Annotated in this window: 27 protein-coding genes; 10 read left to right on the top strand and 17 right to left on the bottom strand. The window is 56.3% G+C overall.

The window, feature by feature from the left end; all coding sequences use genetic code 11:
- Positions 1-48: 48 nt before the first annotated feature.
- The 4 genes from J3P76_RS10125 to J3P76_RS10140 all read left to right on the top strand — a co-directional run bounded on the left by J3P76_RS10125 (position 49) and on the right by J3P76_RS10140 (position 6,777).
- Positions 49-675, top strand: a complete 627-nt coding sequence (locus J3P76_RS10125; protein ID WP_434701810.1) for a hypothetical protein — start codon at positions 49-51, stop codon at positions 673-675.
- 124 nt (positions 676-799) lie between these two features.
- Positions 800-1,771 carry a hypothetical protein gene (locus J3P76_RS10130; RefSeq protein WP_434701811.1) on the top strand — a complete coding sequence of 324 codons (972 nt, stop codon included), beginning with the start codon at positions 800-802 and terminating at the stop codon, positions 1,769-1,771.
- Between the two features lie 343 nt (positions 1,772-2,114).
- Positions 2,115-6,122, top strand: coding sequence for an AAA family ATPase (locus J3P76_RS10135; protein ID WP_434701812.1), 4,008 nt, complete (start codon positions 2,115-2,117; stop codon positions 6,120-6,122).
- Positions 6,123-6,453: 331 nt separating this feature from the next.
- Entirely contained in the window at positions 6,454-6,777 is a 324-nt protein-coding gene (locus J3P76_RS10140) for a hypothetical protein (protein ID WP_434701813.1), read from the top strand.
- Between the two features lie 229 nt (positions 6,778-7,006).
- On the opposite strand, the gene mobH is transcribed toward J3P76_RS10140, so the two are convergent.
- Positions 7,007-8,731 (bottom strand): MobH family relaxase, encoded by a 1,725-nt coding sequence (gene mobH, locus J3P76_RS10145; protein ID WP_434701814.1) that lies wholly within the window; start codon positions 8,729-8,731, stop codon positions 7,007-7,009.
- Positions 8,732-8,962: 231 nt separating this feature from the next.
- On the opposite strand from mobH, the gene J3P76_RS10150 reads away from it, so the two are divergent.
- Positions 8,963-9,157: a DUF7740 domain-containing protein gene (locus J3P76_RS10150; RefSeq protein WP_027912535.1), complete on the top strand. Its 195-nt coding sequence runs from the start codon at positions 8,963-8,965 to the stop codon at positions 9,155-9,157.
- A 134-nt stretch (positions 9,158-9,291) separates the two neighbouring features.
- Here J3P76_RS10150 and J3P76_RS10155 read toward each other — a convergent pair whose 3' ends face one another.
- The gene (locus J3P76_RS10155; protein ID WP_434701815.1) at positions 9,292-10,254 is read right to left on the bottom strand and encodes an ArdC family protein; all 963 of its coding nucleotides are present in this window, start codon (positions 10,252-10,254) and stop codon (positions 9,292-9,294) included.
- Positions 10,255-10,387: 133 nt separating this feature from the next.
- Positions 10,388-10,717 (bottom strand): hypothetical protein, encoded by a 330-nt coding sequence (locus J3P76_RS10160; protein WP_434701816.1) that lies wholly within the window; start codon positions 10,715-10,717, stop codon positions 10,388-10,390.
- A gap of 452 nt (positions 10,718-11,169) precedes the next feature.
- Here J3P76_RS10160 and J3P76_RS10165 point away from each other — a divergent pair, with 452 nt between their 5' ends.
- The gene (locus J3P76_RS10165) at positions 11,170-11,553 is read left to right on the top strand and encodes a DUF3742 family protein (protein WP_054070013.1); all 384 of its coding nucleotides are present in this window, start codon (positions 11,170-11,172) and stop codon (positions 11,551-11,553) included.
- Positions 11,554-11,569: 16 nt separating this feature from the next.
- Here J3P76_RS10165 and J3P76_RS10170 read toward each other — a convergent pair whose 3' ends face one another.
- The 5 genes from J3P76_RS10170 to J3P76_RS10190 form a co-directional block, all read right to left on the bottom strand.
- Entirely contained in the window at positions 11,570-13,108 is a 1,539-nt protein-coding gene (locus J3P76_RS10170; protein WP_434701817.1) for a conjugal transfer protein TraG N-terminal domain-containing protein, read from the bottom strand.
- 10 nt (positions 13,109-13,118) lie between these two features.
- Entirely contained in the window at positions 13,119-13,427 is a 309-nt protein-coding gene (locus tag J3P76_RS10175) for a hypothetical protein (protein ID WP_434701818.1), read from the bottom strand.
- 3 nt (positions 13,428-13,430) lie between these two features.
- The gene (locus J3P76_RS10180) at positions 13,431-14,813 is read right to left on the bottom strand and encodes an integrating conjugative element protein (RefSeq protein WP_434701819.1); all 1,383 of its coding nucleotides are present in this window, start codon (positions 14,811-14,813) and stop codon (positions 13,431-13,433) included.
- Positions 14,810-15,766: a TIGR03756 family integrating conjugative element protein gene (locus J3P76_RS10185; RefSeq protein ID WP_434701820.1), complete on the bottom strand. Its 957-nt coding sequence runs from the start codon at positions 15,764-15,766 to the stop codon at positions 14,810-14,812. The genes J3P76_RS10180 and J3P76_RS10185 overlap by 4 nt, the downstream gene beginning before the upstream one ends.
- Before the next feature lie 115 nt (positions 15,767-15,881).
- Positions 15,882-16,136, bottom strand: a complete 255-nt coding sequence (locus J3P76_RS10190) for a helix-turn-helix domain-containing protein (protein WP_047703579.1) — start codon at positions 16,134-16,136, stop codon at positions 15,882-15,884.
- Positions 16,137-16,296: 160 nt separating this feature from the next.
- On the opposite strand from J3P76_RS10190, the gene J3P76_RS10195 reads away from it, so the two are divergent.
- The 3 genes from J3P76_RS10195 to J3P76_RS10205 all read left to right on the top strand — a co-directional run bounded on the left by J3P76_RS10195 (position 16,297) and on the right by J3P76_RS10205 (position 17,732).
- The gene (locus J3P76_RS10195; protein ID WP_434701821.1) at positions 16,297-16,554 is read left to right on the top strand and encodes a LasR-specific antiactivator QslA; all 258 of its coding nucleotides are present in this window, start codon (positions 16,297-16,299) and stop codon (positions 16,552-16,554) included.
- A gap of 186 nt (positions 16,555-16,740) precedes the next feature.
- Positions 16,741-16,989, top strand: a complete 249-nt coding sequence (locus tag J3P76_RS10200) for a hypothetical protein (protein ID WP_434701822.1) — start codon at positions 16,741-16,743, stop codon at positions 16,987-16,989.
- Positions 16,986-17,732: a zeta toxin family protein gene (locus tag J3P76_RS10205; protein ID WP_434701823.1), complete on the top strand. Its 747-nt coding sequence runs from the start codon at positions 16,986-16,988 to the stop codon at positions 17,730-17,732. Before J3P76_RS10200 ends, J3P76_RS10205 begins: the two co-directional genes overlap by 4 nt.
- Positions 17,733-17,756: 24 nt before the next feature.
- On the opposite strand, the gene J3P76_RS10210 is transcribed toward J3P76_RS10205, so the two are convergent.
- From J3P76_RS10210 to J3P76_RS10250, 9 genes are read right to left on the bottom strand one after another with little or no spacing between them, the layout of a single operon-like run.
- Positions 17,757-20,504 (bottom strand): conjugative transfer ATPase, encoded by a 2,748-nt coding sequence (locus J3P76_RS10210; RefSeq protein WP_434701824.1) that lies wholly within the window; start codon positions 20,502-20,504, stop codon positions 17,757-17,759.
- The gene (locus J3P76_RS10215) at positions 20,504-20,920 is read right to left on the bottom strand and encodes a TIGR03751 family conjugal transfer lipoprotein (protein WP_434701825.1); all 417 of its coding nucleotides are present in this window, start codon (positions 20,918-20,920) and stop codon (positions 20,504-20,506) included. Before J3P76_RS10215 ends, J3P76_RS10210 begins: the two co-directional genes overlap by 1 nt.
- Positions 20,883-22,397 (bottom strand): TIGR03752 family integrating conjugative element protein, encoded by a 1,515-nt coding sequence (locus J3P76_RS10220; protein ID WP_434701826.1) that lies wholly within the window; start codon positions 22,395-22,397, stop codon positions 20,883-20,885. Before J3P76_RS10220 ends, J3P76_RS10215 begins: the two co-directional genes overlap by 38 nt.
- Positions 22,387-23,199 (bottom strand): TIGR03749 family integrating conjugative element protein, encoded by an 813-nt coding sequence (locus J3P76_RS10225; RefSeq protein WP_434701827.1) that lies wholly within the window; start codon positions 23,197-23,199, stop codon positions 22,387-22,389. Before J3P76_RS10225 ends, J3P76_RS10220 begins: the two co-directional genes overlap by 11 nt.
- Positions 23,196-23,837: a PFL_4703 family integrating conjugative element protein gene (locus J3P76_RS10230; RefSeq protein ID WP_434701828.1), complete on the bottom strand. Its 642-nt coding sequence runs from the start codon at positions 23,835-23,837 to the stop codon at positions 23,196-23,198. Before J3P76_RS10230 ends, J3P76_RS10225 begins: the two co-directional genes overlap by 4 nt.
- Positions 23,834-24,247, bottom strand: coding sequence for a TIGR03750 family conjugal transfer protein (locus J3P76_RS10235; protein WP_434701829.1), 414 nt, complete (start codon positions 24,245-24,247; stop codon positions 23,834-23,836). The genes J3P76_RS10230 and J3P76_RS10235 overlap by 4 nt, the downstream gene beginning before the upstream one ends.
- A 7-nt stretch (positions 24,248-24,254) precedes the next feature.
- The gene (locus J3P76_RS10240) at positions 24,255-24,626 is read right to left on the bottom strand and encodes a TIGR03745 family integrating conjugative element membrane protein (RefSeq protein ID WP_039011261.1); all 372 of its coding nucleotides are present in this window, start codon (positions 24,624-24,626) and stop codon (positions 24,255-24,257) included.
- A 17-nt stretch (positions 24,627-24,643) separates the two neighbouring features.
- The gene (locus J3P76_RS10245) at positions 24,644-24,883 is read right to left on the bottom strand and encodes a TIGR03758 family integrating conjugative element protein (protein WP_434701830.1); all 240 of its coding nucleotides are present in this window, start codon (positions 24,881-24,883) and stop codon (positions 24,644-24,646) included.
- Positions 24,880-25,248, bottom strand: coding sequence for an RAQPRD family integrative conjugative element protein (locus J3P76_RS10250; RefSeq protein WP_434701831.1), 369 nt, complete (start codon positions 25,246-25,248; stop codon positions 24,880-24,882). The genes J3P76_RS10245 and J3P76_RS10250 overlap by 4 nt, the downstream gene beginning before the upstream one ends.
- Positions 25,249-25,484: 236 nt before the next feature.
- Here J3P76_RS10250 and J3P76_RS10255 point away from each other — a divergent pair, with 236 nt between their 5' ends.
- Positions 25,485-26,351 carry a restriction endonuclease gene (locus J3P76_RS10255; protein WP_434701832.1) on the top strand — a complete coding sequence of 289 codons (867 nt, stop codon included), beginning with the start codon at positions 25,485-25,487 and terminating at the stop codon, positions 26,349-26,351.
- Positions 26,352-26,359 lie beyond the last annotated feature (8 nt).

The following is a 26,359-nucleotide window of genomic DNA, read 5'->3' on the forward strand; positions in this document are numbered from 1 at the left end:
TGTAGAGACACATAGCACGCACGGGCTGAATTTGAATAGGGCAATTGGATGCGCAACGCGATCAAAGCAAACCTCGAAGCATGGGTCGAGAAACTGGAATCACAACAAAGCGTCGACGGGGATTATCTAGATCACGACTTTTTCCTGGACTACAAATTGCTGGGCGTAGCGACCTTTCTTAAGCAGATCGCCTTTGAAGGGGACGACATGGAGCTGCTGGCCATTGCATCAAAAGCAGAAATGCTGGTCACGAGGAAGATTCAAGCGGACGAGGAGGCAGAGGAGGAAGAGGATCTGCTACTGCAGCAGCGCTACGAGGCGGACGAACGAATTAAGGCAGCTTGTTATCGCTACTTCTACACTGAACCTGCTTTCGCCGTGGACATGTCTAAATACGAGGCGCTGATCGAAGCATCTGCTAAAAACTTCTCTGACCTCTATAAGCTGTCGAGCCTGCGCCGCTATGTTGAGCAGAGCCAAGTGCTAGCAAAGCTGTACGACAAAGTGAAAGCTCGCCTGCGTCGCGGTTGCGACGGGCAAGCGACGCCGACATTTGAAGACGTTGCGCGAGCATTCGACGCGGAGCTCCCGGTAATCTATCGCCGCGCCGATGCTCATGTCGAGAGAACGATTGCTCGGTACGCGGCGGCACCTGCGCCAGCAAGCCTGGCCTGACGTCTTCTCACCTGGGCTAATTGCATCGCTTCATGTCAACTCAGATCCGTTGCCGGGCTTGCATGAACCCATGCGGAAAATACGTTTCACGTCCAACGTTTACTTTAGCGATAGTCTTTAGAATATGAGCGAAAAAATCGAAAAACACCTCGAAAGCATTCATCGTGAGCTGCGAGGGACTGAGCAGGACCTGTCTCGGGAACGTCAGAAGTCTTTGAAGTATTACGTTCGCGACATCCACCACCGCTTAGGGGAATGGCTGAGCGCCCAAGGGCATGAGAAAGCCAGGCAGCGATATGAGCTCAGTTGGGCCCTTGGCTTGATTGGCATTGTGGGTGTCTTGTTGGCAATCATTCGATCAGCTAGCAGCGATATGGACTGGGTGCGCGAGCATACCTTGGCATTTCGCTTATGGGCTGTGGTCCTGTGCACGATCTTCATTGGGGTGTCTTTGGAGCGCTCGGCGGTGGTGAGATCGCTATGGAGCTTCGCCATTACCAAGTTTCTGGTTTCAATCCTCCTCTCGGTTGTAGTTCTCTGCGCCCGTGGTAAAGCTGCGAGTTACCTCAATGGGGTTTTCCACATTGATGCTTCCGCCTTACCCATTACCTTGGTCCTCACCACTGGTCTGTTGGTGCTCAAGTGGCTGGTGCCGTTCATACTCACCGTGGCAGTGACGCTGTCATTGGTTCACGGCCTAATTGGCGCCGGCTGGATCAAAGGTAAGCTTGATGGCTCATCCGTTGATGAGCCACCCCTGTACTCGTTACTGTCCTTCTTGGTGTCCGGTGTGATTCTCTATTTCGGATGGGGCTGGTCCAGTGATCAGATAGCTGATTCCCGCGTGCCGGAGAAAGTCTATCTGATGGCACATGCATTGGACTTTAACTACTCCCACGAGTGCGCCAACGTCGCGGCGAACCAACCGGTGGTTTTCCTAGGAAACTCCCAAGAATCCGTGCTTGTCGCCCCATATAGGCTGGCCGATTTTGACTTCGAGGAGTTCTTTGAGGCGTTCGTAACAGTACCGACTGACTTCGTGCGGCAACGGTGCGAATACAAACCATCGCCGGCGGTGGAGGATGGGTGGGGTTGATTTGATTTGCTCAAGACGGCCCCAGTTTCCTGCCTTATTAAGCTACCGAATGGTTAGAACATCCTACATGACGATTGTTTGTGACTATTGGGCTGGGTGAGTCAGTCATGCGAAATTGCACACCACCTGACCACCTGACCACCTGACCACCTGACCACCTGATTGAACCGGTAACCGGGGCATGATTTTGGGCGGTTTCCATTGGAAAGACTATGTTGTCACAAATCTAGCGATAACCGGAAACCCGGCCCAGACGCGACAAATATGTTGTCAGGTCCCAGAACCGGGTGACAGAGGCGGGCGCCGTTCAGTAGCATCCCAACTCTCTCAAGGAGGAAAAAACATGGCAGTGGAGCAGTCGCCCCTGGAACTGGAATCCAGCACTCTCGAAGAAGTTGTCGAGGCGCTGTCGTTGGGTCGATCCATTACGCTGCCTGAGGACGCTGGGAGCTTTCTTTTCGGCACCGAAGACGCCCGAATAGCATTTCGCTTCTACGCGTCTAGACGAGAACTTTGGGCCCAACAAAAGCAACTCTCCAGTACCGAGATAGACCAGTTGCTCCAAGCGCTGGAAACGCCTAAGGCAGCCGTGCCTAAAGTACAGGTTGCAGCCTCCGCGTTGAAGCGTCCTCGGTGGCGCATCACGCAGATCAGAGCCCATAGGTTTGCGGGCTTACACCGACATTGCGGTGCAGATGGTCAGGCACCGGACCCTGTTTCGCTGGAACTCGACCGTGATGTCACCTGCGTATGGGGATTCAATGGCGCCGGAAAGACGGCCTTTCAAAGCGCGATCATGTGGTGTCTGACTGGTCAGGCACATCGCTCCCAGCACAAACCGTCGTTTGTGCATCAGCCGATAACCCTTGAACTGATGCAGGCGTCGGACGAGGAGAATCCTGCACCGGATGAGGTCGCGAACTCCATCGCTCTGCCCCCCATAGTCCCACTTCCTTCTGCCGAAGATTTAACTGCGCTGCAGGATAAGCCTGCAGTTGATACCTGGGTTGAGCTGACCCTAAGGGAGCACTCCGGGCAAGAGGTCGTGGTGCGACGAGAGCTCAAGCTAGGTGCCAGAGGAACTGTCACCACCCCAGTGAGCGGCATCGAACAGCTCGGCCTCCCTCAATGGGCAATTGAAGCGGGTACCTTGATGCCCGCGATCGCGACCACCATGCGCTTTGACGAGAAAACCACGTTTGCGGATGCGATTGCTCAGTTGACTGGACTGAGGCCATTGCAAGATCTTGGAAAGCGCTCCGAACGACTGGCCAAGCGCTTAACGGGTGAAGAAAGCGACAAGGCCAAAGAGGATGAGAGTGCCGCGCTTCTGCGATTTTTGACCAGCAAACGCACATTGGGTGAAGCATGGACAATGCAGGCGGAGGCGCTTGGTGATGTGCCCGACCTCATATCCCCCGATCAGGAAAGTGAAGAAAAAAGCTGTAAAGCCTCAATCGAATCGTCGATAAACCACCTAGAGGAACTTCGCCAGCAAGGACAGAATGACATAGATGAGATTCTCGCGAGCGCGGTCCGGTTGGAAACGAAGGAGCAAGTGGAGGCTTTCGTAAACACCCTCGCGACGGCGAAGGAGCGTCTCGCGACTGTGGCACTTGGATCTCTGCCATCTATCGAAACACTCAAACGGCTAGGCGAAATCCAAGACGCCGATAAAGCCGTTGTGATCGCGAAGCTCGAAGAAATTAGGGGAAGAGCACTTGAGCAGGTTGCACGACAGAAGAAAAAGGAGGAAACCGCACGGTGGCAGCTGTACGCCATAGTTTCCCAGTGGCATCGCCGTCATCACCCTGAAGAGCCGCTCAGCGATTGCCCGGTATGCGGTTCAGATCTTACCCAAGTACCTCCCGATGCATTGCTGGACAAGGCGGTGCTCGATGCGCTGGAAGCGAGCGCGCTCGCGCATACGGACGCCACGAAGACACTTCAGGACTGGCAGCAAGCCGCTGCAAGCGAGCTGCTGGAGGCGCTTCCTAACTCGCTTCGCCCGTTCGTTGACGTTAGATCCCGTGCAACGTTGTTGGAGATCTATCGGGATGCGTACCTAAGTGAGCTGTTGAAGGATCCGGCCTTTAGCACCCAGTTGCGCTCGCTGAAACGAAATGCCGAGAAGGTTTGGAACCATTCAGTGCAGGCGCATCCTCTACCCGCGTTGCCCGAGTCCCAGACAATAGAGTTACCGCAAGAACTTCGATCGACCTCTCTTGCTACCAGGTTTGCCAATCTGCAGGCCGCGCTATTGCTCGCGCTTCATCGACAGCTCAGTGAGGATCAGATCAAGCTGGTCACGCAGCGCTATTTTGGTAGCGGCTCGTTCAGCCGAGCCAAGGCCTCTGACGATCAGCTCGAAATGGCCATGTGCCCATTAAGGCACCAGGTGATTGCACTGCAGCAAGCCGTTACATCCGCCGACCCCATCATTGCGCTTCTGCGCCAGATGAATGAGATCGAAGTGATTCGGCAAAGCTGGGTGAAAGCTCGCAAGCGACATCGATTGGTACGTCGAGCCGCCGCCGCGATCAAGGAGTTCGCACGACTGCCTGGACTCGTTCATCACCAGGTAGAGGGCCTGATAACGGTACTAGATGAAAGGACGACGGCGTGGTTGAAGGTCATTTACAGACCGCACTACGTCGGAGGGCCAGCCTATATCGGTCTGGATCCCGCTAGGGCCCAAGGTGTTGGGCTGTACGCTGGCCTCGGATCTGTTCGAGTGCACGCTCATGATGTGATGAATTCCTCGCATCTTCGCGCTTGCGTCTGGGCGTTTGTCTTCAGTCTGTGGGAGCGTATTCGTGATCGTGCCGGGGTACTTGAGGTGCTTCAGTTGGACGATCCGCAGACCTATTTCGATCCAATCAATACCGAGAACCTGGCTGCCGCTATACCGAAACTCGTCGAGGCTGGCATGGCTCCGATCATCACCTCGAATGACAGCCGGTTTATCGCGGCCGTAAAGAGCCGATTGCCAAAAACTTCTTTGGCTTCTCCATCCTGGACGATGCTGCAAATCAGCCCCATCTCTTCCTCTCGGTATACGGCTGCGTTCACCCCAGCCGTCGAGGAGGTGTTGGAGCGGCGCGCCGTATGGCTTGAAGACGAATCGGACGTTGCCAAGGCGCAGGAGTTCGTCGAGCGAGTACGCCTTCATATTGAGAACCGGTTGTGGGATTTGCTGGCTTCAGATCCGATCCTCATCTACAAGCCTACTCTTGCGGACCTGATCGCCCACATCAGTAGTGCTCGCAACGGCGGTGAGCAGCCCTTCAATGAAGTACCGTTCGAACGTCTGCTGAACTGCAAATCACTGCGCCCAGGTTCAACGTTCTATTCAATCATCAATAACGCGCATCACCACCTGCGCGACGTCACCCCTTTTGATGCCGGAGAAGTGAGCGGCGCTTTTGATGAAGTCGACCGATTTATCCGCAGTTGCAGTGCGTCATATGCCCGGTTCATGGGGCGACTCACCCGTGAGGACGAAGACTTCTTTTTTGCGGCTTCGCCCCCTGCGCCTGCACCGATCCCTCTCAACGAGAGTCCGATTCGAGTTCTCGGCGACTTTAGCGCTCGCACACATTCGGATGCGGTTGCCGTAGAGGGTGAGCTCACCACGGTCTCACTCTCCGACTTGGGTGAGATTGCCCTTTATGTCATCCGAAGTTCCAGCCTTGGAGCACTTGCATTGCCGGGCCAGACGGTAGCTGTTTCGCTGAGCGAAGAAGCCAAAAACGGTGACCCTGTTATTGCTCTCTATGGGAGCACCGTCTTGGCCCGTCGATATCACTCCGACCAGAGAGATCCTTCTAAACTGACTTTGGCGTGCGACCAGTCCGGCACAGAGCGCGTGGCGCCTGCCATGACGTTGTCAAAAAATAAGGTTCGTATACTTCCTATAGTCGGCATTTTCTACGGCAGCACATCGCGAGAGGGAGATCAGGAAGCTCGCTGCGTCGATGCCTGTTCGATACTGGACAAGCCGCTCCTCGCCGCACGCATCATCGAGGACAGCGGCTACCCGGTCGTCAGAAACGGCGATCTCGTGTTGCTGGAGTCTGTTGAGTTATCGAGTGAGTCACTTCTGGATCCGATGAAGGGTGACGTCGTAGCACTCGTGGCCGAGAAACACGGCGAGCAATTCGCCTATCTGAAAAGGGTCGGGTTTTCCATCCAGGGCACTGGCCTACGCATTTTCGAGAACGTGGGTACCTTCGGCGACTCACTGGCGGTGTCCTGTTCTGAGGGGAACCACAGCGCTATTGACTGTTTACAGCTGCAGAGCATGTGGCGCGTTCACGGGGTTATCAGAGCAAGGCTGCCAGAGCACTAGATCTATTGCCGCCGCGCAATGACTGTCCGCTTTTGGCCGAGAGTGGCCGTTGAGGTTTTATAAAATCATGATCGATTCGATAGCTTCATAAAAACTGAGGTAGACACGATGCCGGTAGCCAGATCTAAAAATCACCTGCGGCGGTTGGCTGGCCACAGTCACAGTCCGGAAACCTTGCTACTGAGCTGAGACCTTATTAAGTCAGCCAAAAGCCGTTCAACCGATCACTAGGGGTGAAAAAAGGATAAGAATGATAGTAGCACTTTGATAAAAGGCATAGTAGCCTTATGTCATCACGACTTGTGATAACCGAGTAAGGTATAAGCTCCCTATGCCACAAACAGACCCAATAAAAAAATTCTATAAAAATGCACCATCTGGCCAGAAATTATTTATTCACGCCGGGTTAGCAGTACTGATATCGATTGCTTTAGGTTTCATATATGCAATTTACTTTATGGCTGTTCCAGCAGACTTGGCAAAAGAAAATGAGGCTGCTTTCAGGCAAGGTATTGGCCTAGGTTTTGGCATTGTGTACTTATCTCCCATTCCTGTGGGTATATTAATAGTAAAATTTGTCTTTCAGTTATTCAAGGCAAAAAAACTAGCGATGGAAGAGTACACAAAAGAACTGAACGACAAATATAAAAAGTAGAACTAAAGCGCGTTCCTATCTAAAAATGGAATACGATCTTGTGTCTTGCTCTTCCGAAATGACTGCTATTGGCCGATTGTAGCCTGTTGCGAAGGGCTGCGTTCGTCTCAGGGGGGCTGTTGACGAAAAGACGGCGAGCGTCTCGGGATGAATAACAGAGGGGTAAAGCAGCGAGTGTGCATTTCAGAATAAACTTGAGTTTCGATTCCTAGCCACGGGGCCGTAAAAGTTAATCTCTTTCGATTTTAAGAAACGGATTGTCGAGTGGCATCACTTCAAAAAAGAGTTTGGGATCCTCAATCAAGTAGCCCTTCAAAGTTGTTTTCTTCCTAGGGCCTTGCACTTGGCATGCCCAGATATTCAGGCCGTTGTCTCGCTTCTTGTGAACCTTCAGCTTCTCGAACTGCTTTTGCACCCAGCGCCATTCCTCAACCTCCTGATCTGAACCCTGCGAAACGCCTGGAAACTCCTGCGCATAGCGTTGGAAGAGACCAGGCGTGACCAGAAATACGCTGCCACCCACCGTGTGGATTTTGGCCTTGCTGTCATTGATGATCAGCTTGTGGCTCAGAATGCCTTCCTTGACCCAATTCAGGAATGCCTGGCCTGGGTTATCCAATTGAAGCGTTGAAGTATCGTCAGCATTTTCTGACGGTGCATCGTTCGTCCCATGCTCACCCAACTCGAACAGGTCCAGCAGCGTGCCGAGGTAATCGGCATTCTCTAGCGCCATGAGATCAGGCTGCGGTTGGCTTTGACCTGACCTTGTACTAGCTGTTTCGGGCGTTGGTGTTGGTACCGGGGTGTCAGTTGAACGGTCATGGACTGCAATGCTCACCGTTCCACTGAAAGCCTCAGGCCGGTCTTCGCTCCCCCAGATCAACGCCGGTTGAAGGCGCAGAAAAGTGAAACTCTGCTGCCAGGTTCCCTGTGTCACAAGCGCGGTCCAGATGGCTTTGCCTTCCGGAGTGGACTCAACCAATCCATGTGACTGCAGCTCGTCAAACACCGCGAGGTTGGACGAGGGAATGCCTTCAATCGATTGCGACAGCAGGTAGGCTCGCAGCTTGTCTGTGACAACCTTGCTGACTAGCCATAGTGCGTCGTGCGTCAGCCATCCTGCGGCACCTGGCTGGTTGAGTTTCAGTTCGTGCTGAACCAGATGACGCAGTCCGCTGATTAAGTGATGTTGCAGTGAATGAATGGGTGCTTGCAGCGCCTTGCTTGGGTTGCCACCGATGTTCTGCGCAGTGGAAAAGCGGTCGGCCTGCATCACCAATTCACCGAGCACGCCAGCACGTTCGTACTGGCCGGCCAGGACATACAGCAGGCTGGCCCACATCGTAGGAAATCCACTGAGCCAATCGAGGATTGAGCGGCCGAGAATCTGGGTGTAGAGCAAGCCTGCGGCCGCGCCGTGCAGGTGGTAGTCGCGATCTTTGAGGTAGCGAAAACGGTAGGGCTGATCCAGCGATCCCTGCCAAGGATGCCAGACACGGCCATCCTGGCGTTCGACCAGCAGGTCCACGGCGATCTTGCCGATGTCATGGAGCAACGCGCCATAGGCGATGCCAGCAGACCAAGCGTCGGTCTGGGCGGCTTGGTCTTCGGGTGCGACGCCGGTGGGAAGCAGATACGACTGACGCAATTTCAAACTGCAAGCAACCAGCTCGAGGCCATGGTCGAGCATGCCGCCGAGATAAGCATGATGGTGCGTCTCGCTGGCCGGAAGCTGCTGGACCAGTTCGGCGTAGCGATGGATCGGATTTAAATAGAGCTGGCTGAATTGGGAATGGGAGAGGGCGGTGTACTGCCAAATGCGATCAAGCAACTGCCGGCGATGCTCGGCTGCTAACAAGTTCTGGGACGATTCGATGGGCAGGTACCCATCGGCGACGTTTACGGTTGGTGACGGAGGAGGCTTTTGCCTTTTGTGCCGAAACAGACTGAGCATTATTGTCCTCCCGAGAACTGGCAGAGTCAGTGGCCTTTTAGCCTTTTCGGATAGGGCTCTTACCCTTGACCCCCCATTCCCTTCCAACCCTTACCGGTCCTTTTGACGCGTTTCCCTTTGTGCGGCAATCGGAATATCGATTTGTCCTGGTGCCGTTTTGTTGGATGCGCATGCTGGTACGAAAAAGGAAAGTGTCGGTACACTGCGGTGCGAATTTTATCGGGTCTTGCCATGAACCTCACTGACGCCACGCTCATATTGCTGCTCGCGGCACGTATCCATGGAACAGACGAAGCCGTCAGGGCCTCGGCGAAAAGCGTGGTCAAGAAGCTTCCGCGCAGCAAGCGTGATCTGATCTACAAGGTGATCGACAGCCGAAGTCCGCTTGAGCTGGTGGATTACCTGGCGGAGAATCTGGATACGTAACGGCGTATTGCGGTTACGGGATTACCTCATGTTCTTTGCGTCAGAACACCGCAGTGTGGGGATTTTTCTGGGCATAGAAAAAGGGTCCAACTCGTGTTGGACCCTATGAAGCGTGAACAGCGGTGAGGTGACGATCAAGCTCCATCGTCCATGCATCGCGAGCCATCCATTCCCGACTGCTTCCGTTGCTGTTCCAGGTTGAGGACATACTCCGACGCGCATCGGGCCTGGCCACTGGCGCGGAAAATCGCGCGGTTGTCAGCCTTCAGCAGGCCGAGCCAGGAGTCGATATAGCCCTCGTGCCGAAGCTCTCCCCGTATACCGGCGTAGGCACATAAAAAAGCGGCGCCCATTTCGGCGATCAACTCTTCAAATGCATAGTCTGGCGAGCCGAATGGGCGAGGTGTGGCCACACCTTCACGCTGCAATCGAGTGTGGTGTCCGGTCCAGTGCGTCAGCTCGTGAAGTGCAGTGGCGTAGTATCCACCTTGATCGTGGAATTGCGCTTTTGTCGGCAGTTGGATGAGATCCCTGACCGGGTGGTAAAAGGCTTCGTCGGCAAATCGATGAATGATGTTTGCGCCCGAACTTAGCAGCAGATCTTCCGCAGCGCTGTTGGGGAAGAAGGGATCGCTCGGTTCTGTTTCGAGCACGGTTTCGTTGAGCGTTTCGAGCCCCTCCGTTTGCTCGATGTTGAACAGAAAATGCGTCCTGAGAATGCCAAAGTGAGCGACCTTGGGTTGACCGTTCTCATCAAGAACGGGTTGGCCTGATTCGGTCTGTTCCTCGCGCTCCATCGGCTTATAGAGCACGGCCAGAGTGCTGTGCTCACCCTTACGGATGTGCCCGCCGGCTTTTTTGGCTTGGTTGAAGGTCAGCCAACGATCTTGAGTGAACCCCTGCAATCTGGCCTCGGCCCAGAGCAACGGTAAATTGATGCCTGAATAGGGACGCTGCGTAATGGCGTTGATGGGGTAGGGTTGGTGGTGGGCAATGTCAGCTGAGCCATTTGAGGACCAGGGTTTGATCCAGGGCGCTACGCCTTGGTCCAACGCGGTAACGATCTTGTCAGTCACGTCTTGGTAGATATTGCGCATGGCATTTTCCTCGAGAGAAAACGGAGGAACGCCTTGCCCGTGGGGAAGAGTTCCCCGGTGGGTGTTGGTTGGATTGGTGCAATACCGCGCACCGTTTGAGTGTGAATGAACGGCCGTGTATGGCCGTTTGCGTTCAGCGTTGCTGCTCTTCCGCAAGCGCTATCAGTAAGGCGTTAGGCTGGTCTGATACCTGAAGTAGGCTGAGGCTCAGTCGCAGCAATGGTTCATGTTCTGCATCACTCACTGACCCGAACTTGGCTACCTCAAACACCACGTAGGGTGCGTTTGGATCGGCCAGGTGAGCTTTGAAGGCTGCGCGTACGACGTTGCTCAGCCTATCGAGCTGCAGTTTTTCAGGATGATTTGAACCATCGAGCAATACCGCGTGTTGCCACGCGTCTGGAGTGAACACAACGGGCAAGCGCAGAGTGTTCAGTGCTTCGCTTGTGAGTGAGTCGGACATGGTGTGCCTCCGTTGAAAGCGCGAAGAAACCTGTCCCATAGGGGAAAGAATTTCCCCGCAGTGGGTTGAAGAAAAGCAAGAGGGTTTGGGACGAGCCGAGCTCGAAAGACGCTCGGGAGAGCAATAGGCGTTCATCACCCGTGAAACGTGACCGTGCGAGCCACCGAACGCTAATCGCACTTGGGGCGAACCATCACCGGAGTGACGTAGCTTTGAAGGCTCTGGCTACCTGGGAAGGTGCTGTCGATAACAGCGATCCGTACCCTCTATGTAGCTGGATGATATGGATGGGTCAACGGCCATGGAGGCGCAGGTGCACGAGCTGCGTCTTCTGTCTTCCAGTGAAGAGTTTTCGGCTAGGTAAACTGATAAACGGTCAGGCATGGGCGGTTTTCGGTAGTAGGCTATTACTCCTCTCTCAACCATGAAGACGCTCAGAAGAGGGCGAGACCATGCCGACTCAAAACCGTGTTGAGGTTTCCCGCGTCCACCACTGGGCATATACCTGTGGCATGTCGATAAAACGCGGGTATCGCAAGTTGAAAGCATTTGAGTCCCGCACGGCTGAGCGTGCGGTGACGGCAGGTATGCCCGCAGGCAAGCTGCTTGTTCGCGGGAGTTTTTTAATCTTCAAGTTGGCAGTTGCTGCAGGACTGCTTCTAGTTAGCTTATGGCTCACAGTGTCGGTGATAATCCTTATCGCCTTGTGTTGGGCCATCGCGAATGGAACACCTATCAAACCTAAGGATGCTCTCCGTTACAAAGCATATGGCGATCCATATGGTGAGTATGAGTATGGTCGCGCACCCGGTCAGCCTGATTTAAAAGACCTTTAGTCGAGCTCTTCGGTCCCTACTTTAAGGCCTTTCCGGCAGACATCAGAGCTCCAGTGCCCCTTGCACCAGCGTCCTGCGCTTGAGCTGCTCCTTTGCTAAGCATGCCGTCGGCGATTGAGCCAACGCTATATCCTGCCCAGCTCATTGCAGCCAAAAACAACATCGGAAGCACGACGAACATCGCCCCCATCACATACTCAATCACCTGTGCCGTGACGGTTCCATCCATAAATCCGGATGTCGGCAGCGACAACAGCACCTGATTGGACGCCGACACTTGGTTGTACAAGGTATCGAGCATGCTGGAGTCGACCCAGCGGGCCAACTCCCACCAGAAGGTCAGCATGTGTAGCGTGAACAGCGCGAACGTCGCCGTCATGACGGTCTTCAATTGGTAGGTACTGACCAGCAGGATCAGCGGCAGGCTGATGATGACGCCCATGATCAGGAAAGCCTGCACCATCGGCAGGGCAGCGCGTAGTGCATTCATTGCCGGGAAGTTGCTGAAGGAGCCGAGGGCCAGCCCAGTGTTGGTGGCTAAGTTGTTGAGCCCCTGATTGATCGACCCGCCGCGAGCACTGGAGCCGTAGTCCTGGTACACCTGTCCGGGCGACATGGACATCGATTGCTGGCGCGGGCTGACCAGTTCGCGCAGGGTGGCATCCTCGATCTCGTTGCTTGAGCGGCCAGTCAACCAGCCGTTCAGCTGAGTCAGCAGCGAAGGGTCAACTTGCTCGATCAATCGTGCTCGCAACCCGACACCGCCATCATTCCACCACTGTTTGCAAGTGGGGTAGCCAGCGCCATTCTCCAGCCGTGGCAAAGAAATATCGCGTGTTTCATCATAGGGCCAACTGACTCGCGGTGTCCGTGAGCGATCGGTGTCGTAGTAGCCCGGAGTGTCGAGAAAATAGCTTGAGCCGATCCAGGACGCATCATGACTTTGCGCCTTGTCCAGCTGCGGACGATTGGTGAACAGCCGAGAGCGGGAATAGCCGTAGCAGTCGCGAGTGAAGTCGGCGACTTCCTGTAGCAGTACCTGGTTATCGATGCGAGAACTGTCGATCTCCATGCGCATCTGCCGGATGTCCGGTGCGCAGGGAATGGAGGCGGTGGCCGCTGCGGTCACTCCTTTACTCAAGGCGTGCACCAGAAACCACCAGATCGGCACATTGGCAGAGCGTTCGCCGATGGTGTTGAAAGTGATTCCCCAGGCGGTTTCCGATGGCTTGGCCACACTGACACCGCACCGTTGGCTCGCTGCATCATCGAAGGCCATTGAGGCGAGGTTTAGCGGGAAGACCGGCGCGCAGCCGAACAATACGACGATGTAAGCCAACCAAAGCCGGTTTTCGATTCGAGGCACCGAGAGCAATCCCTTGTTGCCTTCATCCGCGCCTTGCTGACGGGCCGACAACCATTCTTGCAAGATGATTGCACCAAAGGGCGCGGCGAACAGTCCAGTATCGGACAGGACGTTCCAGATACCGTTGTTAATGATCCATGCCAGCAGGGAGAGGTAAAACTCCAGGTAGCTGTTGGTGCTCATGAGCATGGTCGTGACCTCACAATCGAGTGAGCTCGACGCAGGTAAAGAGCAACAGCCCTAATATCCCGGCGCGTTTCACGCGCAGTCGGTCCTGCGGTCGATATCGGTAGTGCCTCAGCAGGTCCCACCAGAGCGCAAAGAGGACGCCATAGAGCAGGGCGCGCCACCACCGCAGATAAGGCCGTATCGATTCCAAGGTTTGCTGCCAGACCTCGAAACTGCCCAGCGCAGTGCGGCCGATCCAGGCGACCATTGCGGCGGTCAGGATCATCACTGCTGCAACCCAGAGACTTGAAAGCAAAGTGAATAGCAGTGAGCGTTTCATGGCTCACTTGCGCCTGGCATCAGCGTCGTCGAGTCGGCCAGGTTCAGGGTCGCCTTGTTCGACGGTGCGCGACGCATCAGCACCTCCGGCATGTCGATCGAGCACCAGACTGGCGGTATTAGTGGTGAGCATCTGCCGGACCTGCAGCTCGGTCTGCAACAGGCGGATTTCGCGCTCCAGCGTGTCGATGTTTTTCGTCAAGGCTGTTTGGGCCGGTTCGGCGGAAGCGATGTTAGGTTCGTGGCTGCCTGCCAGCAGCGTGCGCAATAGCAGGAGCGCTTTGTCGAGCACGCTGGATAGGGCCGTCTCACTGGCCAGGCGCCGTGCCAGAAGTTCCTGATCAGGATCGTCGCGCAGGGCTTCGATCACACCTCGGGTCACTGGCAGCATCGGGCTGGAGGCGTTGCTCAGATTGTCAGGGGTAGGCGGCAATGAGCCGGACAACAGCCCTTGCAGGGTCTTGAGGTGTTCACTGTAGGCCTCCTGGATCAGCGGCGTCAGTCCGCTGCCAGCGGTAGCCCGCAGAGTCTCGCAGGTGTCGCAGGTGGCGACTTCGGTCTCGCCCAACACTCGAACAGCCCATTCGGATTCCTCTTGGGGTGAGGTCCATGCCTGGCAAATAGCGCCGCCCAGGCAATCACTGCTACTGATCGAGGCGCTGTCATCCACGGACCGGTTATGCAGCAGGTTGTAGCCCGCGCGCACTACGTCGGAGGTTGCCCGGATGGGTGTTTGTCCGCTACCTCCAGCCTTCTGCCCGCCGACCCATGACACCCCATTGTTGCCGTTACGGGCCTCGGTGTTTTTCACTGCGGCCACCGCATCACCGCCGGTTTGTTCGAGGTTGCCCTGCATCTCCTGGTTCTTGGCCAATGCGCCCCAGCCGGCTTGACCGACCTTGTCCGCCATCTTCTCAGCCATGGCCTGGCAGGTCAGTTTGGAGCGGTCGAAGTCGATACGCCCCTGCATCACCCCGTTACTGAGCAACTCATAGAGTCCGGGATTAGCGCGCTGAATAATCAGCGCCGGCAGCGACATGACTGCTTGGGTCGCGTTTCGCACGATGCTGCCCATGATCTGCTGGAAACCTTCGGTGACGCCGTTCAACTGGTTTTGCAAGGTGTTGGTGAGGCTCATGTTTCCGCACATCATGTTCGCCTGCCAGGATCCGCCGACACCGAGCCCGTTGGGGCGATAGAGCGAGCTCGGCGAGCCCGCTGCCGAGCCACCACCGATGGTGTACATCACCCGGTCGTCGAGCACTTCGCCTTGAGTGCCTAGACGGTAATCGTCCTCGGCGGCATGGGCATGGGTGGCCACGGCGAGCAGCCCGCTGAGCAATAAAATCATCGAGCCCAACCATGATCCTGCGAGAAGTCGACTCATGACGTTCCACCTTCGAAGTCGATGCTGAACAGGAAGGTCTGTCCCTCACGCTTGCAGCAGCTATAGGGGCGCCACAGCGACCAGGCGTAGCCGCCATCCGCGCTCTGCACCGGATCGCTGGGGAAGATGGCGCATGTGGGATGAACCCGGGGGTAGAGCAATTGCCATTTGTGGGTCGAAGCGTCGTTTTCAACGATCGGGCCAGGCGGCCAATAACCATCGCGTGGTACGGGTGTGAGCGGGACATACACGTGCGGTTGCCAGTTGCGGGTAATGACGTCACCCGCTCGCTGCGCCATCACCGCAGCGGCTTTGAAGTCGTCGGGTTGCACCAAAAATCCTTGCCGGGGATAGACGTTGCCCCACATGTTTCCCGCGAGCTGACGACCGATTTCACGGATCCCGGGCGCGAGCGACTCGGGGTAAAAGCTTTCCGGGATGCCATGACGCCAGGCCAGTGAGTCCCAAGTGCTCAGGTAGTAGGGCATGAACGCAGTGGCGCCGCTGGTGCAGGCGTAGCCGGTTTGCAAGGCAAGTTGCGTGGCGGCCCAGCCACCGGGATGGCCGATGCCATCAACATTTTTGAAACGAGGCAGGTTATCGCGCTGGGTGTTCGGCGTGATTAGGTTACCGCCACCTTCCGCACCGCTGGTGGGAGATGAGAGAGCGGCCATCTCGGTCCACGGATTGCTACCGGTGGTGGCATAGCTGGAGACCACCAGTTCAGGAATGAAATGACGAACCCTGGTTGAGGTTTTAACCGTGCAGCCAAAAGGGGTGCAGAGCAACCAGAAGCAGATGCCGACGACCCTGTACTCGATGCAGTCTGGAGAAAGCACGGAGGCGGTAATGCTGCCGGTATCCAGCGCTACGCTTGACCCGGATGCCAGCAGAATGCTCAGCACCAAAGGATGTAACTTCTGGGGCGAAATATGCGGGCAGGCAGCAGACATGATCCAGACTCTGGGTGTATGGCCTGGACAGGTTCAATAATCGAGAGAGGGGTGTCAGTGAGAAAGCCGAGCGCGGGATCGTCGGTTTACAGCGACCTTCTAAATCGGCAGATGGTCATTCAGCGCTCAGTGTACGAGCAAGCACGTCAGACTCAATGAGCAGCTGATCCGTTTTGATCTCGAAAATGTTGGCGAGTTTGCAGAGGACCAATAACGACGGATTGCCTACCCCTCGTTCGATTTGACTCACGTAGGTACGATCCACCTCGGCCATGAGCGCCAATTGCTCCTGGGTAAGGTTCTTCACGCGTCGCATCGAGCGGATGTTTTCCGCGAGTTGCAGACGGAGCTGTTCGTAGTCTTGAGTCATGCGCGCAAACTGCGCCTTGAGGGACTCTCAATCCACGGGATATAGTCTACATAGGCCTGATTCGAGATCTTTTTTGGCGCTTAAGCGAAGTGCCAGTTTTGTTTCTATGCTGCTTTGAACAGACCCAGCATTAATAAATAAATCGAAAGCTAAGGTGTCTATGGACGAAAACTACGTTTCAATTCCTGCAGCGGACGGTTGCCCGAGTCTGCTGACACCGTGGGGCAGCGAATTTGCGCCCATGATCGAACGTGGCGTGCAATGCGCCCAGGCCTGGCTTAATACACCCGGTGACGTACCGCTGTGGTGGGAACTGGCGCAGGCACGTAAGACTTTTCCGGCAGGAGACTCTCAGGACGCTTTTGAAGCAGGATTTTTATTGAGAATTCAGCAACGGCTTCAGGGCGTTCCACCTTAGCCGTGCGGCTCCAAACCTGCCGATATGGCTTGTAGACGAAACTTTACTGGGAGGTATGGTTCCAGACACCATTCCTCTAGAATGAAGATCTGACGGAAGTAGCGTTGTGCTGTTACAGATAGACTTACGCAGCTAGGATTCTGGTAAGTGCAGATCTCTGCACGCTCTGAGAACGTGGAGCTCGATATGAAAGCCGAACAAGTGTTGAGTGATGATCTGGTGAGCCGACTGGAGGGTAAAATCCCAGCTATGGCTGAAGGTGCGATCAATACGGCCTATATCAACGCGCTGGCGGCCGGACGCAGCGTGATGGAAGTCATGGACGGCATGCTCGTTGAGACGACTGCTGATGGTAAGCACAAGGTTATTCGAGTGGCCAAGCCCAAGCATAAAGTGACCTTGGGCGGCATTATCAAGGTGCGTCACTGCTCATGACGGTTCCTCGGCTGAGGATGTTTGCCGGTCCTAACGGTTCTGGCAAAAGCACGATGAAAAGTGCCGTTCCTTCCCATCTGATTGGTATCTACATCAATCCGGATGAAATCGAAAAGGCTGCCAAAGAGGGTGGACGCCTGGAGTTCAGCGATTTTCAACTGGAAGTCGAAGGTGACGAGGTTCTCGGCTTTATCAAGGCGCATCGACTGATTCGGTCGACCCAGCTCGTTGAAGAGGCATCCAAAATAGGCTTCAGCAATAACGGGCTGAATTTCCAGTCCGTCGCGATGAACTCCTATTTTGCTTCCGTGCTCTCTGATTTCATGCGGCACAAGCTCCTTGAAGCGCAGTTGTCTTTCACCTTCGAAACGGTGATGTCTAGCGAGGACAAAGTCGCTTTTATGCTTAAGGCAAAAGCGTCGGGATATCGAACCTACCTCTACTTTGTCGCCACTGAAGATCCTGACATCAATATCAACAGGGTCAAGAACCGTGTCGCGGCAGGTGGGCACCCAGTCCCCACGGAAAAAATTGTGCAGCGCTACGGTCGTTGCCTGAACCTATTGCCAGCAGCCCTCGCAGCCTCGAACCGGGCTTATATCTTTGATAACTCAGGCGCTGATCTTGTGCTGCTCGCTGAAGTAACAGACGGGACCGACCTTGAATTCAGGGCTGATGAGATTCCTGACTGGTTCATGCAAGCCTACGTGGAGAAGGTGTTCAAGGATTTGCTGCCGGGTTGATCGAAACCTAGGATCAGCCCCGTTTCACTTAATTCCTCGCATCCTATCGATCCGTTCAGCTACCCGGTAAGCCGCCTCCAATTCCGAGCAGCCGGTGCTCTGCATCAGTGTCCAGCGTTCGGCTTTTTCCTCGGGCTCCGTCATGGCCAGGGCGAGATAAAGACTGGGCGGCACGGCCCGAAACAGCGTTTCGAGCTTCTTCGATAGCACCACTCCTTCGGTGTATTTCCCCGGCTCCTTACTGGCGGAGAGCAGCAAGGCTTTCTGTGCCGGCGTGAGTTTCTTGAACCGTGCGATTTCTTCGATTTCCGCGGGCGGCATGTTCAAGCAAATCCACCATTCGATCATGTTGAGCATGGTCTGCGCGGCGGTGGGGAAGTCGGCAAGGTTTTGCGTCGCCAGCCAGAACCAGGCACCGAGCTTGCGCCACATCTTCGTGCCCTTGACCACGAAGGGCGCCAGCAGCGGGTTCTTGGTGATGATATGGCCCTCGTCGGTGACCATGATGATCGGTCGGCCTAGGTACTGGTCGCGCTCGGCAAGGTTGTTCACGGTGTTCATCAGGCTGATGTAGCTGATGGACATCTGTGCCTCGTAGCCTTCGCGAGCGTAAGTGGCGAGATCGACAATGGTCACATCGCTCTCGGGCCAAGGTGTGCCTTCGCGATCAAACAGTTCACCTTCGAAACCCTGGCAAAACAGGTCGATAGACTCGCCCATTTCTTGGGCACGCTCACGACGCTTCTCCGGCAAGTGCGTATCGGCGGCGACTCGCAGCAACGCGTCGCGCACGTCGCGGGTCAGTACCTGGCGAATCGCCGCCGCACAGGTCTGCGCCGCATCGAGAATGCACTCGCGGATTAAGCTGCGATCGGCCCGACTCAGGCGGGCTTCTTCCTTGGCCTCGCCGCCAGTGATCATCAGCCGGGCGGTGATCTCCAGTTCGCCAAGAACATCGCGCTGGTCTTCTCTGCTGGCTGCCGTCTCATCGTCCCACTCATCTATGGAAAGACTCGCCACCTGATCTGGCTGCTCGACTAGACGGTAAGCATCAGCGAAAGGCGCGAGGCTGACCGAGGCGCCAGGTTTCAATTGGACCTTATTGACTGATAGGCCTTGCGTTGCGAAGTAGTCGCCCTGCAAGCCGAATGAGTTACCGGCCTCAATGATAAACAGGCGAGGGCGGTACACCGCCATGACCTGCATCAGCAGGGTGACCAGGGTGGCCGACTTACCGGCGCCGGTCGGACCGAACAACAGCAGATGGCCGTTCATGGCCCGGTCTAGGCGTGACAACGGATCAAAGCTCAACGGCGAGCCACTACGATTGAACAAGGTGATGCCCGGGTGACCGGTACCGGTACTGCGCCCCCACACCGGGATCAGATTCGCCAGGTGCTGGGCGAACATCAGCCGCGTGTACCAGTTGCGCGTGTCGCGGGCCGGGTTGTAAGACATCGGTAGCCAACGCAGGTAACTGTTGCACGCGGCGACCTCATCGCCTTCACGTACCGGTTGCAGCCCCGCACCCAGCAGCGCGTTGGCCAGGCTGACCGATCGCTGGTGCAATTGCTGTTCATCGTGACCGCGCACGTAAAATGCCAGGGTGCCCCGGTATAGCTTGTGCTGACAGCCGATGATCGCGCGAGCCTCTTCAACATCCTGGCGGGTCTGGGTCGAGGCCAGGTTTTCACCGATGGCTTTGCGCGCCAGCCGGTTTAACTGATCCTCGAGCACGTCCTGCGGCTTGACCACTAGGGTCAGGCTCATCACCGTGCCTTCGGGTAACTGGTCGAACAGCGCATTGACTGCATCGCCCTTGCGGGTTTCTCCGGTGAGTTGGCCAATCGACGGTGCCCGCCGCAGTTTGTCCACCACCATCACCCGATGGGGTTGTCCATCGAAAAACCAGAGTCCCTGTTGCACATCCGAACGCGGTTCGTTGAAAAACAGCCGTTCGGCGAAGTCGTGATCGAAGGGCAGTTCCAGCGACTCGCCATCACCTGACTCCGGATAGGCCACGCGTTGGTAAAAATCCTCGGACGCTTCATCGGTGAGCCTGGGCGCCGGATTGAACCAGGGCAACAACCAAGCATACAGACCGTGGCCATCGACTCGCGCCGATTGCACCCCGCATGCTTGCAACGAAGCCACGATACGTTCGCAAGCCTGTTGCAGGGATTGCACCGGGGTAAGTCCCGTCTCCTCAATGCCATCCTCAAGCCAGCGATAGATCACCAGGCGCCCCCGTCGATTATTGCCGCGCCAGGGTAGGCGCGTGACGGCCTTGTCCTCGAACAGACCTCCCGGCTTGGCGATGGCCTTCAGATGACGACGACTGAGTTCCAAAAACGTTTCGGTGAAGACCGTGCCTCGCGCGCTGTTATGAATATAATCGGTGAGCCGCGTCAGGTAGGGGGTGAAATCGTTATCGTCCTGGCAGAAAAACTGCGCCACCCACGGCGCTTGGTCCAGCTCATCGAAGCTATCCTGCAGGGCATCCTCGAGGGCATCGCGGGCGGCCATCAACCAATCGGGTTCGCGCCCTTCAGTACCAATGGGCAGCAACTCGAACACGGCACCCACCGAGCGGTTGTCATCCAGTAGAAAACACTGCTGGGTGTCGAGGTATTCGACCCATGGCAGGTGATCGGTGAAGCTGGGGTTATGCGCATAGAGTGCAGCTTCATCGGCCAAGGTGGCCCGAGGGCGCAATGGGTGGCGCCAGGCTTTCCATGCAGAAGTTCGGTTGCCCGCATCGCTGGTACGCACTACAAGTCTTCCTGACGTTCACCGGGTAATGCGTACTGCACCCGTTGGTAGAACGGAAAGACGGTCGAGTAACCAGGAACCGGTGCTTGCTCGGTACCACTCAAATGCGGATACACGTACAGCACCAGATCGGGATTGGGCAGGCGCGGGAACAGGTTGCGGATCTCGTTCGCCGCTGTGCGCGTGTACGGTTCCTGGAGAGCCGCGGAGACATCTGCCTGAGCCAGCGGACGGCGTAACTGCTGCCTTGCATCCAACAGTTGCTGCTGAGTGCCTTGCGACCCGGCGTTGTTCCAGATGTCCAGCATGGTTTGCTCGCCATGGGGCAGCAGCGTCTCCTTATCAGTGGAACACCCCGTCAGGACCAAGGAAAACACGCTAATCCAGGTCAGGCAGAGAAACGTGGTCTTTTTCATGGCGAACGCTCCGGCCCTTGGGCTCGTAGTCGATAGTAATTTCATGGTCGAGGTGCAGCGCGACTTGGGCGGCCGGTGGCACGTACACGGCAGCAAAGGTCTCGCCATACAGTTTGTTGATCCACTCGCGAATGTCGCTGACCCCACCACTGAGAATTGAATTCAGCGCGCTATTGCCACTGCTGCTGGTGACCCCAAGCGTACTGCCGCCCGAACTGATCAAGCTGCTGTTGTTCTGCTCATCCCCAAGCAAGGCGGCGACACCGGCGCCGGCGGCGGTGATCAAGCTCTGGCTGCCAAGGTACTGTTGAGCGTTTGAGCGGCGTTCGCCGGCAATGCACGGGATGCCATATGGATCGGATAGGTAACCGAGTCCGCCACGAATCTTGTCGGTGTTCGAGCTCTGGGCGGTGGATGCATTGCGGCTGGCGACTGCCTTCGGCTGAGGCACCGTGCGAATACTGCCGTCGGTAAACACAAAGGTAATTGACTCGACCTGTCCGCGTACGCACGACAGGGTCCAGTCGCCGGAGGCCGTGCCGCTCATAACGGCCCCCGCGACGTCCGGCAGATCGATGCCGTTGGCGGTCAGGTTCTCAGGGCCGACCAGCACTTTGAAGGGATAAGGATCATTCACGGTGCCGTCGACTGGGACTCGGCCGATCAGCGCGGTCATGGCGACCGAACCCATCAATGTTGCGTTTTCGGGAATGGTGTAGACCGGCTTCGCGCCTTCGGTACGATCAGCGGAGCGTGTCAAGTCACGTTCACCCTTGGAGACCTCGCGTAACTGCTTCTGGCTGCGGTCGATGGCATTGTCCTTCAAACCCTTCAGTGAGTTGAAAGCAGTAGGCAGACTCATGGCGGCCCCGGTCTTGGTATTGCCCTGGGCGTCAGTGGGCATAGCATCCAAGGGCTCAATCCACTGCAGTGCATCATTGGCAGAATGCTGCCCTTCGAACTGAGCACCGTCGCCCGGTTCAAGCCCCAGTCCGATCGGCATATCCTTGCCTTTGCCGGTCAACCCCGACAACTGTTCCTGCAATTGCGTCAGCAGACCGCGAGCCTGACGACTGTCTTGTTCTGCTTTGAGTCGGGCTTCGTTGGCTTGTCGGCGGCCTTCGTCGACCTGCTGGGTCACACTGCCAAGCGCCGTTTGGATTCGCGAATCAACACTGTTTTCCCTGTCCCGCAGGCGATTGTTTTCCGCCTGCAGCGAATCGTTGTGTTTCTTCAAACCGAGCATGTCGCTACGCATGGCCTTCACTTGGCCGATCAAGGTGGCGACCGTATCGCGTGGAGTGTCGCCCGCAACACCGAGCGACTTGGCTTGCTCGGCGGATAACTGAATATTGTCCTGGCCAACTGGGTGCTCTGGAGGGGAGGTACTACCCGCTATCCAGGTTTTCAAGATGATGAAAGCCACGCCCAGCAGCACAGCTGGTACTAGCCATTTAAGTAAGGCGTTAGCTTTCATCGTCGGCACCTTCCGAAACAGGCAGGAGCAGCGCGGCGTGTTCAAGACCGGCGCCGCGGGTGACGAGGTAGGCAACCGTAGTGTCTTCGGCGCTGCCGACAGGTCCGAGGAAGGTGTGCTGGAATGCCGCGGCGAATAGCTTGGCCTGTAGCCAACGCGGATCGAGTTGCACCGTCGCTGAGCCACGGTTGCGCAACTTCACTGCTGTAACCCAGTAGTCTCCGAGTTGCCAGGCGGCGACGGGCGTGCTGGACACGTTTTCGGTCGGCAGCAGGGTTGGCAGTTCTGTGCGCAGCTTTAGCGGGACGCGACGTACGCCGGGCAGGGACTCCACGGTGCGTAGCGGTGCGTACAGGCTTTGCGCGGCGTAGCGCGTCAAAGCGACTGGGATTGGCGTACGTTCTGGAGCAGGGACGGTGCTGGATTCAGCCTCGCTAGGCTGCTCCTGAGCATTCTCGAGAATACGCACGGGTTCCAGCGGTTGATCGCCAGGCTTGGCTGCAATGTCCAACAGGATGATCTCGCCCGTCGCGACCGATTGCAGCTGTAGGCGGGTCGGGGCGATGGCCTCCGACGCGCGCAGGTACAGCGTGCCGCCAGTTGATTGCACACGCAGCTTGCCCGTCAGGGTTGAGGGCACTCCGACGCGAACAGCCTCATCGACAAAGACCACCCGCTCCTGATTGATCACCAGCGGTACCGCGAGGGGGAGGCGTTCCCAACGCATCAACTCAACTGCCTGCGCTGCAGCTCCCCATAGCATCAGTGCGATGGTGAGCGCCGGGGTAGACATCCGCTTCATGAATCACCTCCAGGCAGAGCGATTTTTTGTGGCGTGCCTTGATAACAATCCAGTGCCAGTCCCCACTTGTTGCGTTCGGGATCGAGGTCGAACCGCACCACGCGTAGTGGATAGCGCACCACCACCCGTTTCACCGGTTCCGCGGCGTAATATTCATCAGCGTTGAGGTCGAGGGTGACCAGCCAGCTATCGCGGTCGAGTTGCTTGACCCTGAGTTCCGGATCTTCGCTGTAACCGCGGCCCAGAATTTCGTAGACGCCACGCACCCGCTGGCGGAGTTCACCGGCGGCCTTGCGGTATTCGTAGTCGCCGTCGAGGAAGGCCTTGCAGGCAGGTGTCAGGTAGGACTGCAAGCCATAGATGGCGCGGCGATAATCCTGCTCGCCATCCGAGGGCCAGCGGTTGAGCTGACCAAAGATATACAGGGCAAAGGCATAGATATTTTCTGAAGGGATATCCCACCACTTGCGAGTGCTGCCCGAGCGCAGATCTGGTGGTACATGCACGGTCAGATCGGTCGGTGCCGAGCGCCAGCCGTACCAGAGTCCGGCACAGACCAGGACAAGGATCACTACTGCCAGGCGCAGGCTGAAAATATGGGCCTGTTGGGCATCCACCTTGTTCCGAAAGCGGCTCATCGCTGCCACCGGCACAGAGCAGGGCGCAGCCGACGCGAACGGCGAACCGTCCAGGCGCCGGAGTGAAGGATCAAACTTCCGCGACCCAGGCGCCAACGGCTGGCGAGGACCCATTCGAGTTTGCGGTACAACCAGGTCTCGGGGCGGGCTCGTTTGGCCCGACGCAGTAGCGCCCCACCGGCCAATAACACTACCGCCATGCCTGCGATCATGCTGGTTGGCGCCACGGCAATAGAGGCGGTGGCAATCGCCAAAGGAACTCCCAGCACCAGCCCAATGATTGCGCCGGTACCGAGCGCTACCCACATCTCATCATTAGTCAAACCGCGCAACACGGCAGGATCACGATTGAGTCGCTCAGGCAGAAACACTAAGGTGCCGTCGGCAAGGCGTTCGATAGTGTCGTTCATGTCGGCCTCACAGGATTGCGGCAGCCTTGGTTAAGAACCAGATAATGATCACCACCAGCAAGGCGCCGATGCCTACCACTGCGCCGAGGTCCTTCCAGGTCTTGCGCTGGTTCTGCACGTCGGCATAAACGGTCAGGGAGTGCCAGGCCACGCCGAGAAACGCGAGCAGAGCGATCAGCAGACCGAGCAGGATGCCGCCGTCATAGGCGTAGTTTTTGATCGTCTCGATCAACCCGGATCCTTCGCCGCGAGAAGGGGCTTCCATAGTGGGGAGCTCGGCGAAAGCTAGGCTTGGGCCGAGCACCAGCAGCAGACCGATCAAGCGTTGGCTCGTACGATCACGCAGATTGTTTTTCAGAGGGGCAAGGCACTTGAGCATGGCGGCGATCTCCTGGATTAGGACAGGGTGAAGAACATCAGTACGAGCAAGGCGAGCAAGACGCGCACGGCGCTGCCCCCGAAGGCTCCAAAGCGCAAACTGCCGGCGGCCCAACCCCGGTAGGCCGTCCACATCACCCAGGCGCACCAAAGCAAAGCCAGAACGAGAACCAGGGAAAGCCACAGCGTCGAACTGCTCTGTGCCGAGAAACCGGAGGCGTTTTGGAACGCTGCGGTTTGGGCGTCAGTCATGCTCATGGCGACAGTTCCTCAGGCGGAGTGTCGAGCCGGTAGTCGCCGACCAGTTCAGCGGGGTCGCGGGGCTGAGCTCGGGAGGGGGACAGATAGCCCTGCACGCCCTGGCGAATACGTTGGATGTCCTGAGACAGGCGCAAGTAGTCGAAGCAATAGCGGTCGTTGGGTTCAGCCGTACTGACCGTCTTCGCACGAGTCGCAAGGCGTTCGATAGTTTCGAGTTGCTGCAAAATTAGGCTCAACTGATCCTGTTCAGGAGCAGATGCGGCATAGCTGCCACTATTGAACGTGATCAGTACGAGCAGGCAGCAGATTTGGCAAAATACAGTTGGCACGTGGAAAGCCCATTTGGTTATTGGGGCTAGCATCCAACTGACGCCTAGGGCTCAGCAGTAAAAAACACGAAACACGCTGCGTCATTTTATTTCGATACGGGCGCTGACCGTGTAGCAAGCTCGGTGCCTGAAGCATCCAGGCGATTCATCTGATAGAAGCATTCTTCTGAATTAATGCTGAGCGTAATGTGACTCATATAAGATACAGGCCTGCACTCCGGCGTGATTGCGTCGGTTTCCAATGGCATCCAACTCGAACCTTCCCCTCCATGTCTAAGACAATCCAACGGTCGATGCTAGGCCTGATAGAAAACCTCGAACAGCAACGTACTGAAACTTCCAACTCTCTGAATTGGAAGGATTTTGAGGATCACGTTCTATATGTTTATCAGACGCTTCTGAGGCTCGGCGGCCACAACATCTTGGTCGCGAAGGATGCTTGTTTAATGGGCCGAGAAGGCGCCGAGTATCAGATTGACGTCTATTACGAGTTTGAATTGGCTGGGATACGGCATCGAGTTGCTATTGAGTGTAAAAATACAAAAAGACGCCTAGAACGCAACGACGTGTTGGCGTTCAAAGCCAAGATTGATGAGTTTTCTGATGTAATAGGCGTCATCGTTTCTGCCAGCGGTTTTCAATCTGGAGCTAAGGATTTCGCTGAGCGGAACCGAATTTCAGCTTTGAGTATCGAAGAAATCCCCTCAATTGGACAGCTGTTGGGAATGCGGCTTCGTCATAATGCAATACCAACCGAACTCAGCGTAGGAACCCCTTTCTGGACTTTCTTTGACTTGGAAACCGGAGCACCGTTTGGGTTGGGCCATGATAATGGTGTCCATGCATTACTATTTTGGTCAAAAAATCAAGCCGCGAAATACCATGCTCGAAATCAAGTTGCGCCGAACTGGCAGATTCGCGGCCTGGAAGGGCGCCATCTCTTTTCTTATATCCTCGTCGTTGATGCAATGAATGGAATTTTTGCGACGGCCCCACCGCCCAATCACGAATTTGCTGACGAAAGCAACATGTTCAGCGATATGCCCAGGCAGATTCTCATCGATGAATATTGTGAGCAATACAAAGAGCAGCTCCGAGTTCGACGCGTGATGCCAGGCGCAACCAAAGGGGGATAAATCAACAA

Origin of the sequence: Pseudomonas sp. D1-36 (assembly GCF_051132205.1) — a bacterium.
Taxonomy (GTDB): domain Bacteria; phylum Pseudomonadota; class Gammaproteobacteria; order Pseudomonadales; family Pseudomonadaceae; genus Aquipseudomonas.

Bases quoted from the DNA above. Each gene is read 5' to 3' on its own strand.
- J3P76_RS10125 (WP_434701810.1), top strand. From the start codon at position 49: ATGCGCAACGCGATCAAAGCAAACCTCGAAGCATGGGTCGAGAAACTG.
- J3P76_RS10130 (WP_434701811.1), top strand. From the start codon at position 800: ATGAGCGAAAAAATCGAAAAACACCTCGAAAGCATTCATCGTGAGCTG.
- J3P76_RS10135 (WP_434701812.1), top strand. From the start codon at position 2,115: ATGGCAGTGGAGCAGTCGCCCCTGGAACTGGAATCCAGCACTCTCGAA.
- J3P76_RS10140 (WP_434701813.1), top strand. From the start codon at position 6,454: ATGCCACAAACAGACCCAATAAAAAAATTCTATAAAAATGCACCATCT.
- mobH (WP_434701814.1), bottom strand. From the start codon at position 8,731: ATGCTCAGTCTGTTTCGGCACAAAAGGCAAAAGCCTCCTCCGTCACCA.
- J3P76_RS10150 (WP_027912535.1), top strand. From the start codon at position 8,963: ATGAACCTCACTGACGCCACGCTCATATTGCTGCTCGCGGCACGTATC.
- J3P76_RS10155 (WP_434701815.1), bottom strand. From the start codon at position 10,254: ATGCGCAATATCTACCAAGACGTGACTGACAAGATCGTTACCGCGTTG.
- J3P76_RS10160 (WP_434701816.1), bottom strand. From the start codon at position 10,717: ATGTCCGACTCACTCACAAGCGAAGCACTGAACACTCTGCGCTTGCCC.
- J3P76_RS10165 (WP_054070013.1), top strand. From the start codon at position 11,170: ATGCCGACTCAAAACCGTGTTGAGGTTTCCCGCGTCCACCACTGGGCA.
- J3P76_RS10170 (WP_434701817.1), bottom strand. From the start codon at position 13,108: ATGCTCATGAGCACCAACAGCTACCTGGAGTTTTACCTCTCCCTGCTG.
- J3P76_RS10175 (WP_434701818.1), bottom strand. From the start codon at position 13,427: ATGAAACGCTCACTGCTATTCACTTTGCTTTCAAGTCTCTGGGTTGCA.
- J3P76_RS10180 (WP_434701819.1), bottom strand. From the start codon at position 14,813: ATGAGTCGACTTCTCGCAGGATCATGGTTGGGCTCGATGATTTTATTG.
- J3P76_RS10185 (WP_434701820.1), bottom strand. From the start codon at position 15,766: ATGTCTGCTGCCTGCCCGCATATTTCGCCCCAGAAGTTACATCCTTTG.
- J3P76_RS10190 (WP_047703579.1), bottom strand. From the start codon at position 16,136: ATGACTCAAGACTACGAACAGCTCCGTCTGCAACTCGCGGAAAACATC.
- J3P76_RS10195 (WP_434701821.1), top strand. From the start codon at position 16,297: ATGGACGAAAACTACGTTTCAATTCCTGCAGCGGACGGTTGCCCGAGT.
- J3P76_RS10200 (WP_434701822.1), top strand. From the start codon at position 16,741: ATGAAAGCCGAACAAGTGTTGAGTGATGATCTGGTGAGCCGACTGGAG.
- J3P76_RS10205 (WP_434701823.1), top strand. From the start codon at position 16,986: ATGACGGTTCCTCGGCTGAGGATGTTTGCCGGTCCTAACGGTTCTGGC.
- J3P76_RS10215 (WP_434701825.1), bottom strand. From the start codon at position 20,920: ATGAAAAAGACCACGTTTCTCTGCCTGACCTGGATTAGCGTGTTTTCC.
- J3P76_RS10220 (WP_434701826.1), bottom strand. From the start codon at position 22,397: ATGAAAGCTAACGCCTTACTTAAATGGCTAGTACCAGCTGTGCTGCTG.
- J3P76_RS10225 (WP_434701827.1), bottom strand. From the start codon at position 23,199: ATGAAGCGGATGTCTACCCCGGCGCTCACCATCGCACTGATGCTATGG.
- J3P76_RS10230 (WP_434701828.1), bottom strand. From the start codon at position 23,837: ATGAGCCGCTTTCGGAACAAGGTGGATGCCCAACAGGCCCATATTTTC.
- J3P76_RS10235 (WP_434701829.1), bottom strand. From the start codon at position 24,247: ATGAACGACACTATCGAACGCCTTGCCGACGGCACCTTAGTGTTTCTG.
- J3P76_RS10240 (WP_039011261.1), bottom strand. From the start codon at position 24,626: ATGCTCAAGTGCCTTGCCCCTCTGAAAAACAATCTGCGTGATCGTACG.
- J3P76_RS10245 (WP_434701830.1), bottom strand. From the start codon at position 24,883: ATGAGCATGACTGACGCCCAAACCGCAGCGTTCCAAAACGCCTCCGGT.
- J3P76_RS10250 (WP_434701831.1), bottom strand. From the start codon at position 25,248: ATGCTAGCCCCAATAACCAAATGGGCTTTCCACGTGCCAACTGTATTT.
- J3P76_RS10255 (WP_434701832.1), top strand. From the start codon at position 25,485: ATGTCTAAGACAATCCAACGGTCGATGCTAGGCCTGATAGAAAACCTC.